This window comes from Arthrobacter sp. YAF34 (assembly GCF_052113245.1).
Classification (GTDB): domain Bacteria; phylum Actinomycetota; class Actinomycetes; order Actinomycetales; family Micrococcaceae; genus Arthrobacter.
Map to the genome: position 1 here is coordinate 256,420 of NZ_JBFRCV010000005.1, position 15,633 is coordinate 272,052.

A 15,633-nucleotide genomic window follows, 5' to 3' on the forward strand; every position below is an offset into this window, starting at 1 on the left:
TGTCCCCTAGTTGTTGCCATAGTGCGCTGCCCGGTCAGCGCAGCAGGACCCGTTGGTCCAGTGGAATAGTCATATTGAATCCGAAAATTGCCCAGATGGCTGCGTCGGAGGCGTCTGCCGCGACAAATTCGGCGCGAAGCTCCAGGAGCGCACCGACCCGCGCGAAATACAGGACGCTCCGCAACCCGGCATCGTTTCGTGGGGAAATGGCGGCGGCAGCGCCGTCGAAGACTCCGATCGTCATCGGGGTCTCTCCTGCGACGAACAGCAGGCGACGTACGAGCCGGACGTGGCGCAGGGACACGATGCCGGCACCGTCCTGCATGCCGGCCAGGGGCCGGTTTCCGGGAGTAAGGATGGCGGTGCCGGCCTTGTGCCCCTCCACGTGGTGGGCACCTGTGGTGAGCTGCTGGTCTTCCCAGGCCACCGAGCGAACCCCGGTCACCAAGAGCGAGCCAATCGCGGATTGTCTCGCGTTCAGGCGAACTACCGGGTTGGCTTCCCCCAACTCGCGGACGCTGCCAAAATCCGGGGCCGGGAACAGCCGCTCCGACGTGTGCGGAGCGGGCCGGGGCCCCGGCTCTGAAGCCACTGAGGCTTTCGCGGACGGCGCGGGCGCCGGGCGGGCATCGAGCGTGAGTCCGCCGGAGCGCGCCCGGTTTGCTCCCAGCGTCAGTCCGCTGGGCGAAGGCCGGCTGGTGCCGAGCTCAGGGGACGTTGCTGCAATTTGCGCAGCGGGTCGAAGCGGCTCAGGCTGCGTCGCGGCCTTCCTGCGCCGGCTGAGGTATCCGATGTCGGTCCGCAGCGAGGTTCGGTCTAGCGCCATGCTCAGAGCCTCAACTTGAAGTCGGCGGCAACGGCTGCGAGCCCGGCCTCGTAGCCTTGGCCGAGGGCACGGAATTTCCAGCCCCCGGCGTGCCGATAGAGCTCCCCGAGAATCATGGCATTGATCGTGTCGAGGTTTCCCCGTGGCACCGTGAAACGAAGCAGTTCCCGATTTTGGTCGGTGGCGACCCGCAGGTAGGCGTTCTTGACGGCCCCGAAGGTACCCGGTCCCCGCACCTCCGGATCCACGTAGAGCAGCACGGCGATCTTGTGGACGGACTCGGGCACTCGGTTGAGGTCGACGTCGATCTGTTCCTGGTCTTCCGCGCCGGCGAAGGAAATGCTGCCTTCGGGGCTGGCGATCTGGTTGAAGAAGACCAGATGCTCATCGGAAATGGCGCGGCCGTCCGTCCCGCACATGATCACCATCGGAACCAGCTCGGCCTGCGGGCCGCGGCTAGGGACCATGTCCCAGCCGATTCCCAGAAGCACTTTGTCCAGTCCGGGGTTCTCAGCAGTAAGGGCGGCGTTGCTGCCCGCGACCATAGAAGCCACTAGCGTCCTTCCAGATGTAGACCATCAATATCAAATTTGTCCCTGAGGAACTGGCCGTGGACTGCCAGCTCCGTAATGGCCCCCGTACGGACCTGGTTGTCCAGGTTCTTGACGGTGGAGTAGAGCGTGTCGAGCTGTTCCAGCAGCACAGCCGTGTCGGTGGATTCGTCTCGCCGCGACCCGGCGGCCAGCATCAGGTATGCCCGCAGCGGTGACGGCAGATAGTCGGTGATGACGGCGTTCAGCAGCACGCGCTGCTCCGTCGATGCACCTGACCGGCCGATATAGGCAATGAGGGCACCCAGGATGTCGGCCAGCTGCAGGAGCCGTGACACTACGACCGTGGGCAGTTGCGCGCCATTGCCCAGTACAGTCCGCCGCAGCTCTTCGAGCGCGGCCCCGGTGACTGCTAGTTCGTCCGCAGCCGGATTCGGGACAAGTGGAGGTTCGGTACCCGCAACCGCGGCGGAGCGGGGTGCCGCTCCGCCGCCGAACAGCGAGCCTAAGAAATTTGCGACCATAGCCCGTAAGCCTATTGCTCAGGGCTGACGGCCACTAATTCCCCTCCTGCTGCCGCACCCTGTCAAGGTAGGGGCGGGCCCGCTCAAGGCCGGTTTCGAGGGCATGCACGGTGCCTTCCATGCTCTTGTTGGCCTGGGAACGGAAGGTGTCGATGGCGTCCATGGTCTGGAAAACGTTGTCGAATGCCTTCTGCAACGTTTCCACGCTGACACCGGAGCTCGCCGCCTGCTGGTGGATCCGCGCCGTTTGATCCTTGAGCATTTCGCTTGTCTTGAGGATCATGTTGTTCGTCGTTGTATTGATGGCGTCGATCTGGTCCAGCACCATCTTCTGGTTGGCCAGGGCCTGGGCCACAATGACGGCGGTCCGCAGAGCGGAGATCGTCGTCGTGCGCGCCCGTTCCACGCCCTTGATCAGTTCGGTGTTGTTCTTGCGGATCATGTCGATGGCGAGATAACCCTGGACCGAGACGGCCAGCTGGGTCAGGATGTCCTGGTGGCGCTGGCGGATCGGATACAGCACATCGGAGTCGAGTTTGCCCGCCTCTTCGATCTGCCCCTGCATCTTCATCTCGTCGATCCTGCTGGCTGTTGCTGTGTCCAGGGCCTTGGCAAAGACTGCGTATTCACTCAGTCCCTGCATGGTCTCCCACAGCTGGGTCTTTTCCTGTGCCAGCGAGGCGTTGTCCTTCAGCAGGGCGTCCTGGCCTGCCATCAGGGACTTGATGATCTTATCGAGCTGGGTCTGGGCGCTCTCGTACCTCTGGAAGTACTTGGCCAGCTTGTTGCCGCCGGGAATAATTCCGAGGATCTTCCGGCCGACGCCCAAGTCAGCGTTGCTCGGCGTCAGGTCTTCCACTGTGGAACGAAGCTCACCGAGCGTTGAGGCGACCTGCACTTGGGCGCTGCTGCCGGACTTCTTGGCGCCGGCCAGCGAGGTGGAGGACCGCTCCAGGAGCCGGCTCGAAGTGTTGGCGGATGCCACGAGCTGCTGGCCGCCAAGCCGGTTGATGCCATCGATCTTGCTGGAGTACTCGGGGCTGAACGGGCTCATGGCCGACACTTCGGTGATGAAGGCACGCGCCTGTGCATTGATTTCCTGCTGACGTTCCGCAGGAACGGGGACCATTCCCGGAGCGTCGTCTTCCTTGACGATGCCCGGAGCCTCCGGGGCATTCAGGACGAGGGGGTTGGCGGCCGAAGTCTCAGGCGGGGTGAGTTGCATGCTCATTGTTAAGTCTCTCTTTCTGTGGTCTCGGACTTAGCCGAGCTGAACGCCGAAGTCCGCGGCAATACCAGTGAGGCCTGTGGCGTATCCCTGTCCGACGGCCTTGAACTTCCACTCGCCGTTGTGCCGGTAGAGCTCTGAGAAGATCATGCAGGTCTCGGGCGCGGCATCCTCGCTCAGGTCGTAGCGGACCACCTCTGCGTCGCTCTCCTGGTTGACGATCCGGCAGTAGGCGGAGCGCACTTGGCCAAAGTTCTGGCGGCGGGTGTCGGCCTGGTCGATCGAGACCACGAAGACGATTCGTTCAACATCTGCGCCGACGGCCGAGAGATCGACGGCGACCACTTCGTCGTCGCCGTCGCCCTCGCCGGATCGGTTGTCGCCCTTGTGGATCACCGAGCCGTCGGCTGCCGCCGGCTGGTTGTAGAAGATGAAGTCCGCCGAGCTACGGACCTTGCCGTCGGCGCCAAGCAGGAGCGCGGAGGCATCAAGGTCGAAGGCGTCGCCCGTAGTCGTGCGGGGATCCCAGCCCAGCCCGACGAGAACCTTGTTCAGCCCCGGATCGGTCTTGGTGAGCGAGAGGTTACTGCCTTTGGTAAGAGTCAGGCCTGCCATGGTTGTTCTCCTTGTTCAGTCTGGTGAAAGTTCGGGGTGGTGGGGGGGGGGGGGGGGCATGCAGGTTTCCGCCGCAGCATCTTCAGTGAGGTCGTAACGGACAACTTCGTTGTCCGTTTCCTGATTGACGACCCGGCAAAAGGCATCGCGAATTTGGCCGAAGTTCTGGCGGCGCGCTTCTGCCTGGTCAATCGACACGACGATGACGATCTTCGCGATGTCGGCGGCGACGGCATCGAGGTCGATTAGGATTTGCTCGTCGTCTCCTTCACCCTCACCCGTGCGGTTGTCGCCCTGGTGCACGATCGAGCCGTCGGGCGTGGACAACTGGTTGTAGAAGATAAAGTCAGCATTAGAGCGAACTTTGCCGTCTGCACGAACCAGAAGTGCCGAGGCGTCGAGGTCGAACTGTTCGCCGGCGGTGGTCCGCGGATCCCAGCCGAGGCCGATCATGGCTTTGCGGAGGCCCGGATCGGCTTTGGTTAGCGACAGATTGCTGCCCTTGCTCAGAGTCAGGCTAGACAAGAGGTACTCCTTAAGTTTGGTGTGTACGTTAATTAGCGCTTGAGAGCGCTGGTCCAATCGGACTAAAGGGCCGACGCTGCGGCGCCGCGGACATCGCCGGGCGTACGTCCGTTAGCTGGCGTACCGATGGCCTGGAAGTTCCAGACGTTCCCGTTTCGCGAAAGTTTGGACATGACCATCGCCGTGTACCGTCCCGATTCCGTGAGGTCGTAGCGGGCGACTTCCGGGCTGCCTGCCGCGGAGTCATCGATAACGCGGCAGAAGGCGTTCTGGATCATGTCGAAGGTCTGCTGGCTGTAGCTGGTGATGACAAACACGATGTGCGAGACGGCCGGTGACACGTTTGGCAGGTTGACCATGAGTGTTTCGTCGTCGCCGTCGCCTTCGCCCGTCAGGTTGTCCCCGGTGTGTCGGATGGAGCCGTCTTTGCTCGTGAGCTGGTTGAAGAACACCGTGTCGAGGTGTTTGCCTTGCGCGTCAAACAGGATGGCCGACGCGTCAAGGTCGATTTCCACCGTCTTGGTCCCGCCGAAGAATCCCTTTTTTGCGGGGACGGCGGAGTCCCAGCCGAGGCCCAGACGGACGTTCGTCATCGAATCGCCATTCTGTTTCGTTAGTGACAGCGACTGGCCTTTTTGCAAACTCAAACCCATTGAACTACTCACTTTCCTAGTGATGACTGATGCTGATTTTTCTGTGACGCCGGGGTGCTAGCTGTTCGCTGGCTCAAAGGTCTTGGCCTCATCGGCGACAAGTGCCCTCTTATTGCGTCGAATCGAGCCGATAAATGCGGCCCCGATAAATACCACGCCGATGAGGCCGGTAACGATCTCGTTGACTGGAATCACAATTGTTACCAGAAGGATGACTGCCAGGGCGCCAATAGCCCAGTGTGCACCATGGTCCAGGTATTCGAATTCGTCCAGCGTCCCCTGCCGGACCAGGAACACGGTGAGGGAGCGCACGAACATGGCGCCGATGAACCCAAGTCCGAGGGCAATGATGATGGGATCGGAGGTGATGGCGAAAGCTCCGATGACGCCGTCGAAGGAGAAGGATGCATCAATGATTTCCAGGTACAGGAAGAGCATGAGGGCGGCCTTGCCGGCAAGTTGAGCCGTACCGGAGGGGCCCGAGTGCACTACGAGGTCCGCATCCGCTGCATCAATGTCGCCGTCTTCATCGACGTCGAAGAGGTTTCCAAGGCCGTTTACGAGGAAGTAGGTGATCATGCCGAGGAGGCCCGCGAGCAGGACGATGCCCTGCTTCTCCCCGGAAACAGCCCCGGCGATGGCCAGTGCCGCCATGCCGATGATCAAAGATGCGCCTTCGAGTTTGCCCAAACGGGCGAGCGGGATCTCAAGGAACTTGATCCACTTGATATCGCGGTGGGCCAGGATGAAGTCCAAGAACAGCATCAGCAGGAACATTCCACCGAAGGCCGCAATCTGCGGGTGGGCTTCGTGCAGCAGATAGCCGTAGCTGCCTGGGGTGTGCGGGTCACCCTTCTCCATGGCCAGGCTGACGGCTTCCATCGGGTTTAGACCGGCGGTGACTCCCACGATCAGCAACGGGAACAAAATGCGCATCCCGAAGACGGCAATGATGACGCCCACGCTGAGGAACATCTTTTGCCAGAACGGGTTCATCCGCTCGAGGATTCGAGCGTTCACCACGGCGTTGTCGAAGCTGAGGCTGATCTCAAGAATGCCCAGGATGAGGCAAAGGATCAGGGCTTGGGGCCCGCCATAGAGGAAAGCGACCACCAATGCGATGAGGGTGACCGCAAACGACCACCCGAATGTCTTGAGGAACACGCTGGAACAACTCCCGGAACGAAGGGCCCTGGCCGAACGGCGCCGGCAGGACGGCAGAAAACGTCCCGGAAGTTATCCCCCAAGACTTCGTGGCAACATCATATGCGCCGGGTGCGACGCTTTGTCCTGCGACGCCCCCAAGTTTTTTTGATTGTGATCGTTCTCTTCCCGCCATAGCCCTGGTCCAACTGCGAGGGCGGCTCTATCGCACACTAGCCGGACCAGGAGCGGGCGATATTTGTTACTCGCAGGCGACGCCGTCGCCGTCACGGTCGAGCTTGCTGCTGTAACCGGGTTGGCCTGCATAGATTGGGGCGGCCCCTGCTTGTCTCACTGCGGTGCAGTTGGCGTAATACACTGACGCGGGTGCCGGCGCTGGCGGTACATAGGGTGCCGGGGCAGGCGCCGGTGGGACATAGGGTGCCGGGGCAGGCGCGACGTAAACTGGCGCCGGAACGTGCGGAGCAGGTGCGGGCGTCCTCCGTGCCGGAGCAACCACGGCCACCTTTGGCGCGGGGCTAGGCACCGTCGAAGTCTTGGCGGCCTTCACCGCGGCCGCCGCCTTCTCACTGGTCGGGACCAACTGGCTGGCGCAGTCTGCCAGTACGCGGGCCATCGCGTCGTGCTCGGCCTGCGTTACCCACAGCTCGTAAGTCGCCTTGACGGATATCTGTCGTGCAACGTATTTGCATTGGAAACTCTCGTTCGGCGGCAGCCACGCAGCAGCGTCGCTTTCCCCCTTCTGGACGTCGGTCGGTCCATCTGTGGCCTGCAGGTTCAGGGGATCGTTGGCAAACGCCATACGCTGAGCTTCCGTCAACTGCTGGGCCCCTTTTATCCATGCATCACCGAGGGCGACGACATGGTCAATCTGTACGGCGCTGCTCGTGCTGGGACCGCGTTGGAACTGAATAGTTGTTGCAGTGTAGGGGTCGGCCAGAGTGCCGCTGTCTACCTTGCACGTCGAGTCGCTAGTGAAAACTACGTCGGTCAGGTCTCGCTTGAGAATGTCGTTCCGAGTGTCGCAACCGTTCCTGTCGACGTCGGCCCAGGCTTGGCCAAACTCGGCGCGGTCGTACGCTGGCGTCGCCGCGGATTCCTTGACGGGCAGCGCTGCGAGAAGGTCGAGTGCCTTCGTTGCGTATGCTGGTTGGCTCTTCGGTGCTTTGTAGCTGACGCTTGTGGCGAGTTTCGTAACACTTTCAGGGTCCATTGGTTCCCCCGTGTCCGTCGGCGATGGCGTTGGGGAAGGAGTGGGCGAGGAAGCCTGTGATGAAGCGTCGGAAGCGCGGGTCGCTTCTTCTGCTGCTTGCTTTTCATTCGCCGAAGCAGCCTCGGCAGCAATGCTTTCAGCCGACCGGGGCGGGAGTGCTATCGCGCCGACCACGAAAAGCACCAGAGAGGCCGCAAGGACGACGCCGCCAACTTTTCGGCTGCCTGGCAGCCGTGCCCACGAGCGACGGCCCGTGATCACGACGTAGAGGCCGGTCAGCGCGGCAAATATGGCAAGGAATATGAGTGCCCCACCGAGCCCGCCGCTGCTGGCGCCCAAAGCCATGGCCCCCAGAGCAAGTGCTCCGACAACGAATGTTGAAGCTCTCGGCTTCCGTAGAGACTTGGGCTTATAGTACGAGTCCTGCTTGCCCAGTGATTTGAACCTATTCAATTTGTCATCCCCATGTTTTCGGCCCCAAAAGCTTCGCCGCTGGTGCCCGACCCTTGACGCTGTAGTGCGCCATGGGGAGTATATGGCCTCGCAACGACGTCGATTGACTTCCGTCATACTGCTTCGTCAATACGCGTGTCCCCAACGACGCAATCAACTGGGCTCCCAACCGGCCCGCCCCCGCTTGCCCGAAGGTCCGTGCCCATGCCTTTTCATTTTGTTGAAGGTAACGATCACCCGGCAGCATCGGCGCGACTTAACAAGGCGGCCAGGACCTGATCCCTAGTCCCGTCGAGGCTGTAGCGGTGGTGGCGCTTCCACTCCCGACCGTCACTAACCTCCGTGGGCAATAGACCTAGGCTTTGCCGGGCGATAGTTCACACCGTTAGTCGAGACGGCAAGACCGGTTAGGCAGACCAAACCTTTGGGGTTACCAAACTGGTCTTGTCGTGGCGGGCCGAATGAGGGGCCGTTTATCCCACCCTTGGGGATGGTCTTCTGCGCGCGGAACAGCCCGTTACGCCAAACTAGTCTGTTCGTTCTTCTCGATCACAACAGCGTTGCCATTCGCGGTCACAGCAAATAAGAACGGCAGATACAGTGTTCCGCCTGAGCTAGTCGCAGTCTCGGGGTCCAAGGTCAAGTAGTCGAAGTCCACTCCGATGACAGCGTTACATCCGAGTGCGTACGCTGCTTCCTTCAATTCCTTTAGAGCGGTTTGCCTGATGTGCGACAGCCCGGACAGTAAGTCGGCGCCGACATCCTTGTTCACGCCCCCAAGCCAGCCGTGCGTTGGGCGGTCCATCGATACCGCACCGTCGCCAGAGATATAGCCTGAGTATTTGGTGACGGTGTGGCCGTCAAAGTTGAAGCCGGAGGTGATTAGCATGCTCGCTAGTGCTTGCTGCTTCGCAAGCTCAGCTTGCTCGGCTGTGGCCCGCTGTGACGCGAGGCGTTCCTGCTCCTGAGCTATCCTGGCCTTCTCCTGGATAAGGTGCTCGTGGTAACGGGCGACTACTTCGTCCGTGTTGACGTCGTCGTCGACGCTTAGGCCAGTAATTCCGGACCTGCACTGGAAGTCGGATTGCTTTAGCCACTGATCGAAAACGCCTGGATCGAGTTGGTATTTTTTGGCAATGTCTCTTGTTTTCACGTAGCTCTCTATCGTGGATACTGCACGGCGTGCTGGTTGGTGGGATCGATATCGATGATCAAGGTTGCATAGAGATAGCAATTCACCGGTTCTAGTTCACACTTCTGACCGAGCACTAGAATGTCCGAAGGTGAATCGACCGGGGTTCCGCCTGTCGCGACGGCGAAAAGGAATTCGCTCCAGGCCTGTGGTCTTCGGGCCTGGGTGCCGAGGGTCCCATAAGACTCGCCGCCCATGACTCGCCGACGGCGTCAACCTCCACTTGCGGTTGCCGGCAACGTGAGCGCATTAGGCAGGATGTCGCTGGCTCAAGGGCCAGCGACATCCTGTCAAGTAGTCCTAGTTTCGGATGCCGCCGTGGCCGTGGCAGGCGCCGCGGCGGGTCGGGTTTGGCCAGGCGTAGCCGTCGTTGCAAATGATCCCGCTGTAAACGGGCGGCGCCACGGCGGGCGGAGCTTCCACGACCGGCGGCGCCACGGGCGGTGCCTTCACTACGGGTGGGGCCACCGGCTTTGCCTTCACGACCGGCGGGGCCACAGGAACCACAACCTTTGCCGCGACCTGGGTAGGTGTGGAAGTCGGTGTCGGCGTCGGCGTTTCATCTGTGAGGTGCTTGACCCCCAGCTCTACGGTGGAACCCTCGGCGACCTTCGCGTGGGCGAGGGGATCCTCGCTGGCCACCTGCCAGTTTTTCCTGATGATGATCGTTTTGCCCTCGGTCACATCCGTGGCGCGGCCTTTCAGCCCGAGGTCTTTGAGCTGGTCAATGGCCTTGTCGAGGGTGAGGCCGACGACGTCGGGTACCTCGATGGTGTTCTCGGCTACCGCCGTTGCCTTGGCGGTTTCCGCCTGGACCGATGCCTGTTTGCTGCCGCAGCCCGTCAGCATGAGACCGGCGAGCACTACGAGAGTGAGTGTTTTCTTCAAGATTTCCCCCTGCTTGCAGCGAGGCCGCAACTGTCGGGAAGGGCGTGGTTGCCTGATGCTTCCGATGGGCTCGCTGGGAATAAGCTATCAGTTCTCTGGGAAAACGATCACAATTCCAAGGCGTGTGCACCCTCTATCGGAGACCATTCCATCGGTCACCTCGGCGGCCTTCCACGCCCCGCGCAAACGGGCCAGGTGCTTCTCGGCCAGCCCGGCGAAGTCCCGGGCCCCGGCAAGGTAGGTCCAGAATTCAGCGGCAGAGTCGACGGAGTTAGCGGTGTCCGCCCGGATGCACAGGGTGATGGCAGAAATGTCTGCGCTCTAGAGACCGACGCATTCGCCCAGACGGCCAAGCTCCCGTAATGGGGGCCACCCTTGGCTCGATCCCACGCAGTGACAAAGCATGCTCAACCCTGCACCACCCACGCGGCGTTGTTCGGCGGCAGCCAGCCTTCTTCAGCCAGCGGCGCTGCAGTCAGGAGAATTGTGCCGCTGGGCAGCCGCACAGGTTCGGTGCCCATCGCGACGGCGACGAGGAAGTGCTCGTTACGTTCGCAGATGAGCAGGTGCCCGGCTTCGACCCGCCAGGTGCCGCCGTCGTCCGCGGTGAAGATTTCGTTCTTCCATAGCTGCCGGCGGAGTTCCAGCGCCGCTTTGGTCAGGTTGAGCGCGGAGTTCGGGTCCTGCTCCTGACGCTCGACGGCGTGGCTGCCCCAGCCCGCGGGGATGGGGAGCCAGGGCGCGGTCGCGTTCTTGCCGAGCGAGAACCCGTGATTCAGCGCCGCGTCCTCGGTCCACGGCAGCGGCACGCGGGCGCCGTCGCGGCAGACGCCGCCGCGGGCCCACATCGGATCCACCCGGGCCTCGACGGGGACGTCGACCTCGGGCAGCCCGAGCTCCTGGCCCTGGTAGAGGTACGCGGCGCCGGGCAGCCCGAGCAGCGCCACCATCGCGGCCCGCGCCCGGAGGCTGCCGAGCTCGCCGCCGCCAAACCGGGTGACGGAACGGACGATGTCGTGGTTCTCCAGTGCCCACGTCGGGGCACCGCCGTGCAGCTGCCGGGCGGCCTCGAGCTCGTTCCCGACGGTGGCCCACGCCTCCGCGTCCCAGCCGAGCTTCACGAACGCGAACGCGAAGGCCTGGTGCATCTCGTCCGCCCGCGTGTAGCGGGCCGCGCGGGCGGGCTCCAGGTTGACCTCGCCCACCAGCAGGCGGTGCGGTTCATACTTCTCTGCGAGGGTGCGCCAGCGGCGGTAGACCTCGTGGACATCCTCCTGGTCCGAGACCTGCGGGTTGGACCGCAGCCCGTCCACCACCCCGCCCTCGGACGGCGAATCCGGCAGCCCGTCGGCCTTGAACAGGGCATGCGCGACGTCGATGCGCAGCCCGTCCACGCCCTTGTCGAACCAGAAGCGCAGCACGCCGTCGAAGAAATCGCCGACGGCGGGATTGCGCCAGTTCCAGTCCGGCTGGCCGGCCGAGAAGAGGTGCAGGTACCAGTCCGGGTCCGTGGCCGAGTCGGGGGTGGCGCGGCTCCAAGCCCGGCCGCCGAAGACGCTCGGCCAGTTGTTCGGCGGGATGTCGCGGGCCGACGCGTTGGCGTCGTCGGACGCAGCGTCGGCGCTGCCGCCGCCGTCAGACATGCCCACCGGACCCGGCACAAAGTGGAACATGTCCCGCTCCGGTGAGCCCCGGCCGGCCGCGAGGGCCGCCTGGAACAGCGGGTGCTCCGAGGAGCAGTGGTTGGGGACGACGTCGAGCAGGATCCTCAGGCCGAGCGCGTGGGCCTTAGAAAGCAGGAATTCGAACTGTTCCATGGTGCCGAACAGCGGGTCCACGCCGCAGTAGTCGCTGACGTCGTAGCCCTGGTCCACCTGCGGGGAGGGCTGGAACGGGGTCATCCAGATCCCGTCGACGCCAAGGGAGGCGATGTACGGCAGCCGGGCGATGAGCCCGGCGAGGTCGCCCACGCCGTCGCCGTCGCCGTCGGCGAACGAGCGCGGGTAGACCTGGTAGATCACGGCGGACTGCCACCAGTCGGCCGCGGCGGTCAGCGGCGCCTCAGAGGGCACGGGGGAGTGCTCCAGCGGCAACGATTCGAAACTCAAGGATGCAACGCTCACTCACTGGTACCGGCCGTGAGGCCTTCGACGATCCGGCACTGGAGGGGTGAGCGCCACAATGACCAACGGTACGGTGGCGATCTTGCCGCCGGGTATCTCCTCGCCGACGGCGCCTGAATTTCCGGGGAACCGGTGAACCTTCCCGGGCGTCACTTTCCGAGCGTGGCGTCCGGGGCCCGCGGTGTGGTGATCGGGTCTGCATGGCGGTGCACGAGTGCCCAGGTGTCGCCCTCTGTGCGATAAATGCTTGTTACCCGCAGATCAAACGGCGATATTTCGTCTCCTCCTCCGACTTTGGCCTGCCAGTGTTCGATGTCCAGGAAGCAGGCGAGATCGGACGTGATGTGCTTGGTGAGGGTATCAACAGCGGTGACGCGTCCGTCTTTGAATCGTGCCGCCGCTGAATCCAGGGCCTCGGACACCCGCTCCCAGCCCACAGCAGGAGGGCCCCAGGGATTGGCAAGCGATACGTCCCCCAGATGGGAGAAGATGGCTTTGGCGGGTCCCGGGTCGCCTTTAGCAAACTGATCTACAGCCTGAAGAAACTGGTCTCTCACGTCGTCAAGGTCCATGGTTCTCACCATCCAACTCGTCGGGGCGACCGGGTCTGACGCACCTTAGCGGCTCCGCGCCCGCCCGCTCCCGGCCTCCAGAATCTTCCAGACCGGCGCGTGCTGCCGGAGGGGGAGCCTTCCGCCGGGCGACTCGAGTCTGCGATCAGCCGGTGTCGAGGGTGGCTTTCAGAAGTCGGTCGAAGCTGGTAGTTCCGTAATCAGGCGGCGTTACGGCAATCATCAATTCGGTCGTTATAACGAGCGGCGGGTGGATTGACGATGGACTCGGCGGTGCCGTCAGGCTTTGCGCTGGATGCTTTCGCCCTGCGACGGCGGATTCGCCTTCCCTGATGGCGACCAGCTCAAGGCCGGGCACCCCGTGGACAGCAAACGGAATGCGCTGCCCGTTCTCGATGAACCTCCTGAAACCACGCAGCGACAGTTGGTCGTCCGGATTGCCGGTCAGCTCGAGGATGGTGTCATTGACCCTCTGGTTGATGCCGATCAGGAATTTCTTCTCGCTGGAAGATTTCGCCAAGACGATGAAAGTTGTCAACGCGACTGCAAAGCCGACGATGAAGAGTGCCGCGGCTCCGGGGTCCCGAAGGCCGGCCATGAAGATCATCAGCACCAGGCAAACGACGAACCCGACGAATCCGAGCCCCAGACACAAATAAACGGCATCCATACCCGGCCGACCGCTCCATTGCTGGGATGTAAACGTCACGAGCAACCTTTGCTCGGGTTTGGAGAGAGAGTTGCTCATTTTCCCTTCACTTCCAGAAGTGCCTCGGCGAGGACGATTGCCTCACGGGCTTTCTTGAGATCGTCGAGGATGCCCGCGTCGGACAGGCCCCCAACCGGGCCTTCCGGAGTGCCCGCCAACGTCGCCACAGCCCTACTTAAATTATCCCGCTCCTGCGCAAGCATTCTGGAGGACTCCAGCTTGGCCTTGCTCTGCTCAAGTGCCGCCAGCGATTTTGTGAGTTCGTCGGACCGTCTTCGGAGCAGCTCTAGCCGCTGCCCGATCCGTTCGGTTCGGTTGCGGAACATCGGCTCCATCCGGAGTGCGACCTCCAGGAGCTCCCTGAGGGATTCCGCTTCCGGCCCGTGGGAGTGGTCCGCCAGTAACTTGCTGGTCCTGGCCCGCCGCTGCTCCCACGACTCCAGGCCGGCGAGGTTCTGATCCCTGAGCAGGGTGAGGATCGCGAGTGACCTGTTCAGTGACTGACGCCGGTTACTGAGATCCTCGGTGGCGGTGTCAAGCCGGGCGATGAACTGGGCGTAGTTGTCGGTGACCTGTGCCGGTTCTCCCATGGATCCCTCAGAACTTGTATCAGACGGGGCGGCCCCGCTGCTTTAATTCTGACGCACCCCACTGACATTGTCTGCCCTCGGGGGTTAGTCGTTTCCGCGCAAGGGGCCGACGGCGGCGGGCACCCATGCCTCGGCCCGGGACAGTGCGGTTTTCAAGTCCGGTCCGCCCGCTTGTTCCAGCAGGTCAGAGTCCCCGACAACGACCAGCAAGCTCCGCGCCCGGGACAGCCCAACATAGAGCTGTTCCGCGGCGCGACCCAGATCCTTGAAGCCGTTCACGCACAGAACCACCACGGAGCGTTCCAGGCCCTTGAATCCCAGGACATGGCCGTAGAATTCGCCGTCGTTGGCATGAAACTCGCGCCAGTATTCGGCTGTGGCATCCCGGTCAAAGTAGCCCTGATGGATGGGATGCCGGTCCTTGGTGGTAAGCATCGCGATCTGGTTGTTCGCCCAGCCCTCGTCGATCAGGGCATCGATGCAGTCGCCCGCAACGTCGAGGGCGTCTTCAGTGGCGCATTGAACTCGCCGAACGGGCAGGCCCGTGCTGCCTCTGGGGGTGAAATGCTCGCCGGCGAAGGACTTGAAGGTCTCGGCGATCTTCCGTGTGTTGCGGAGGTTTTCGTCGATGTGGATTGTTACCAGTTCTTCGAGGGAGCTCGAACCATTGGTGGACGGGCTGCCCCAGCGCCGGTAGACATCCTGGTGATCATCCAGAAAGGCATAGATCTCGGCGTCGTCCGTGGTGGTGGCAAGCAGCGCCTGCCACCACAAAGGGGCAAAGTCCTGGGCTTCGTCGACGATGACGGCATCGAGCCGTTGGTGCGGCTGCAGGTCGACCGCGAGATCCTTGAGCAGCTGAGGCAGTTCTTCCTCAAAGTAGGAGGAACCCTTCCCGTCCGGCACCCCGAGTTTGCGGGCGTAGTCGTGGAATTCGCCGGTGAAGGCGGGCTGGGCATGACGCCAGCCCGACACCCGGTCCTGCAGATACTGGCTGAGACCCTTGTTGTAGCTGAAAAGGCCCACCCGCTTGCCTTGTTTGCACAGCATCCGTGCCTTTTCCACGGCCAGCCACGTCTTGCCGCTACCGGCCCCGCCCGTAAATCTGATCCGGGAGAGTGATCGGGTAGCTTGCAACAGGATGGACTGGCGCTGGGTCAGATGATCCTGAGCGTCTTCCAGTTCCTTGGGGTCGCGTGATCCCTCGGAGCCGGAGCCGAGGGTGCCTTCCAGCCGACGGACAATGCGTTCCATGTACGCCGGGGCCAGCGGCGAGGCTCCGCCGCCTTCGCGCTCAATCGCAGTCCGGACCAGATCTGCGGGAGATACGACGTCGTTTTGGTCGAGGACCAGCGTCCGGGGGCAACCGGCCATCTCCCAATTTCGTGGCACCGGGGTGTAGGGGAGAGCGGTCATATAGGCGAAGCGGCTCGTCAGTGGGGTGCCGAGCTGGTCGCCAATCCAGCTCTTGAAGGCATGCAGCGATCCCTGGGACTGCGCGACAGGACTATGAATCCGGTGGGCCCCGACTCTGTCGGACTGGTACCACTGACCGTTCTCAATGGAGACCCGCCCTCCCTTCACCTCGATGGCAGCCATGCCGACGCCGGGCCACAGGACCAAGATGTCGATCTCATGTTCCGCCCGTCCGTTCCGAACCTGAACCGAGTGGGCCAAGACCGCGTCATCCGGAAGGCTTTTCTTGAGCGCCTCCCAAAGGACCTTCTCGGCCATCTGGCCATCGCTGAAATCAGGTTCCTCCGGAATGCACTTCACAGCTGCCCCTCACTGCCGCGTTGAAAACGCG

16 protein-coding genes are annotated in these 15,633 nt (G+C 62.7%); all 16 read right to left on the minus strand.

Annotation, left to right across the window (positions count from 1 at the left end):
• Positions 1 to 34: 34 nt before the first annotated feature.
• The 16 genes from AB4Y72_RS08615 to AB4Y72_RS08690 all read right to left on the minus strand — a co-directional run bounded on the left by AB4Y72_RS08615 (position 35) and on the right by AB4Y72_RS08690 (position 15,602).
• A complete protein-coding gene (locus tag AB4Y72_RS08615) occupies positions 35 to 826 on the minus strand; it encodes a hypothetical protein (protein ID WP_441425740.1) in 792 nt (263 codons plus the stop codon).
• Positions 827 to 828: 2 nt separating this feature from the next.
• On the minus strand, positions 829 to 1,371 hold the full coding sequence (locus AB4Y72_RS08620; protein ID WP_441425785.1) for a TerD family protein: 543 nt from the start codon (positions 1,369 to 1,371) through the stop codon (positions 829 to 831).
• An 8-nt stretch (positions 1,372 to 1,379) separates the two neighbouring features.
• The gene (locus AB4Y72_RS08625; protein WP_441425741.1) at positions 1,380 to 1,901 is read right to left on the minus strand and encodes a hypothetical protein; all 522 of its coding nucleotides are present in this window, start codon (positions 1,899 to 1,901) and stop codon (positions 1,380 to 1,382) included.
• Between the two features lie 34 nt (positions 1,902 to 1,935).
• Positions 1,936 to 3,132 carry a toxic anion resistance protein gene (locus tag AB4Y72_RS08630; protein WP_441425742.1) on the minus strand — a complete coding sequence of 399 codons (1,197 nt, stop codon included), beginning with the start codon at positions 3,130 to 3,132 and terminating at the stop codon, positions 1,936 to 1,938.
• Between the two features lie 30 nt (positions 3,133 to 3,162).
• Complete coding sequence (locus AB4Y72_RS08635) at positions 3,163 to 3,744, minus strand: TerD family protein (protein WP_441425743.1); 582 nt, start codon at positions 3,742 to 3,744, stop codon at positions 3,163 to 3,165.
• Positions 3,745 to 3,759: 15 nt separating this feature from the next.
• Positions 3,760 to 4,269 (minus strand): TerD family protein, encoded by a 510-nt coding sequence (locus AB4Y72_RS08640; protein ID WP_441425744.1) that lies wholly within the window; start codon positions 4,267 to 4,269, stop codon positions 3,760 to 3,762.
• 62 nt (positions 4,270 to 4,331) lie between these two features.
• Positions 4,332 to 4,922 carry a TerD family protein gene (locus AB4Y72_RS08645; protein ID WP_441425745.1) on the minus strand — a complete coding sequence of 197 codons (591 nt, stop codon included), beginning with the start codon at positions 4,920 to 4,922 and terminating at the stop codon, positions 4,332 to 4,334.
• A gap of 57 nt (positions 4,923 to 4,979) precedes the next feature.
• Positions 4,980 to 6,086, minus strand: a complete 1,107-nt coding sequence (locus AB4Y72_RS08650; protein ID WP_441425746.1) for a DUF475 domain-containing protein — start codon at positions 6,084 to 6,086, stop codon at positions 4,980 to 4,982.
• Between the two features lie 241 nt (positions 6,087 to 6,327).
• Complete coding sequence (locus AB4Y72_RS08655; protein WP_441425747.1) at positions 6,328 to 7,644, minus strand: GmrSD restriction endonuclease domain-containing protein; 1,317 nt, start codon at positions 7,642 to 7,644, stop codon at positions 6,328 to 6,330.
• A 625-nt stretch (positions 7,645 to 8,269) separates the two neighbouring features.
• Entirely contained in the window at positions 8,270 to 8,905 is a 636-nt protein-coding gene (locus AB4Y72_RS08660; protein WP_441425748.1) for a YbjQ family protein, read from the minus strand.
• A gap of 339 nt (positions 8,906 to 9,244) precedes the next feature.
• Positions 9,245 to 9,832 (minus strand): PASTA domain-containing protein, encoded by a 588-nt coding sequence (locus AB4Y72_RS08665; protein WP_441425749.1) that lies wholly within the window; start codon positions 9,830 to 9,832, stop codon positions 9,245 to 9,247.
• Positions 9,833 to 10,239: 407 nt separating this feature from the next.
• The gene (locus tag AB4Y72_RS08670) at positions 10,240 to 11,940 is read right to left on the minus strand and encodes an alpha-amylase family glycosyl hydrolase (protein WP_441425750.1); all 1,701 of its coding nucleotides are present in this window, start codon (positions 11,938 to 11,940) and stop codon (positions 10,240 to 10,242) included.
• Between the two features lie 164 nt (positions 11,941 to 12,104).
• Positions 12,105 to 12,527 carry a YybH family protein gene (locus AB4Y72_RS08675; protein ID WP_441425751.1) on the minus strand — a complete coding sequence of 141 codons (423 nt, stop codon included), beginning with the start codon at positions 12,525 to 12,527 and terminating at the stop codon, positions 12,105 to 12,107.
• A gap of 145 nt (positions 12,528 to 12,672) precedes the next feature.
• Positions 12,673 to 13,275, minus strand: coding sequence for a hypothetical protein (locus AB4Y72_RS08680; protein WP_441425752.1), 603 nt, complete (start codon positions 13,273 to 13,275; stop codon positions 12,673 to 12,675).
• Positions 13,272 to 13,826 carry a hypothetical protein gene (locus AB4Y72_RS08685; protein ID WP_441425753.1) on the minus strand — a complete coding sequence of 185 codons (555 nt, stop codon included), beginning with the start codon at positions 13,824 to 13,826 and terminating at the stop codon, positions 13,272 to 13,274. The genes AB4Y72_RS08680 and AB4Y72_RS08685 overlap by 4 nt, the downstream gene beginning before the upstream one ends.
• Before the next feature lie 84 nt (positions 13,827 to 13,910).
• Positions 13,911 to 15,602, minus strand: a complete 1,692-nt coding sequence (locus AB4Y72_RS08690; protein WP_441425754.1) for an NERD domain-containing protein — start codon at positions 15,600 to 15,602, stop codon at positions 13,911 to 13,913.
• Between the last annotated feature and the right edge of the window lie 31 nt (positions 15,603 to 15,633).